Consider the following 824-nt stretch of genomic DNA (forward strand, 5'->3'; position numbering starts at 1 on the left):
CGGACGAAGAAAGCGATGAGACGGTCGAGGGCGGTGCTGATGCCGCTCCGGCGCCTGACGCCGGTCCGGACGGTGCGGACTAAGTCCGGCACCCGGGTTTTGACATAGCAACGCCGGCCAGGTGGCCGGCGCGGCAGCAAGTTCAGGCTTTATCAGTAGTGACGATATGGCTTGCGCGGGCCGAAGCCTTCGAAGCGCTTGGTGTTTGCCTTGACGCGGATGCGTTGCGCCTCCTGATGCAGCCCAAATACGGTGGCGATCAGCATGGCGACGGTCATTGCGGTGGCGAGCATGTAGATCAGCATGTGCGTGTTCTCCTGCGCCTAACAACGGATAGATGGGATTTTGGTTTCATCTTATTAAGGTGCAACCTAGTGAGCGCTGCGTGAAGGCTTCGTGATCAGCGTGTTCATCTGTCGTTCATGTGCCGGAAAAGGTTCACGGCCGGCGCGCCGATCGGATTTGCCTTTGCGAGAGAGGCTCGCTAGAGCCTGTTCCATCTTGTTGATGGACGGAAGACGGAACGGGCTCTAGCTTTCATTTGAGCATGATCTTTTCCAAAAACCGGTTTCCACTTTTTGGGATCATGCATTAGAAGCACCTGCCATGACTGAACGCATCGCCCTCTATGCCGGCTCCTTCGACCCGCTGACCAACGGCCATCTCGATGTGCTGAAGGCCTCGCTGGCCGTGGCGGATATCGTTTATGCGGCGATCGGCATCCATCCGGGCAAGCAACCGCTGTTTTCCTTCGAGGAGCGGGTGAAGCTGATCGAGACGGCGACGAAGACGGAATTCGGCAGCGACGGTGCCCGCATCAAGGT

The 824-nt window shown here is 58.3% G+C and carries 2 protein-coding genes; one reads left to right on the forward strand and one right to left on the reverse strand.

What is annotated here, in order from left to right; all coding sequences use genetic code 11:
- Positions 1–152: 152 nt before the first annotated feature.
- A complete protein-coding gene (locus EN964_RS35960) occupies positions 153–305 on the reverse strand; it encodes a hypothetical protein (RefSeq protein WP_081714296.1) in 153 nt (50 codons plus the stop codon).
- Positions 306–606: 301 nt separating this feature from the next.
- On the opposite strand from EN964_RS35960, the gene EN964_RS35965 reads away from it, so the two are divergent.
- Positions 607–824 (forward strand): adenylyltransferase/cytidyltransferase family protein (locus tag EN964_RS35965; RefSeq protein WP_164751476.1); only part of this gene is annotated, 218 nt, incomplete at its 3' end.

It is taken from the genome of Mesorhizobium sp. M7A.F.Ca.CA.001.10.2.1 (assembly GCF_003998575.1).
Lineage (GTDB): Bacteria > Pseudomonadota > Alphaproteobacteria > Rhizobiales > Rhizobiaceae > Mesorhizobium.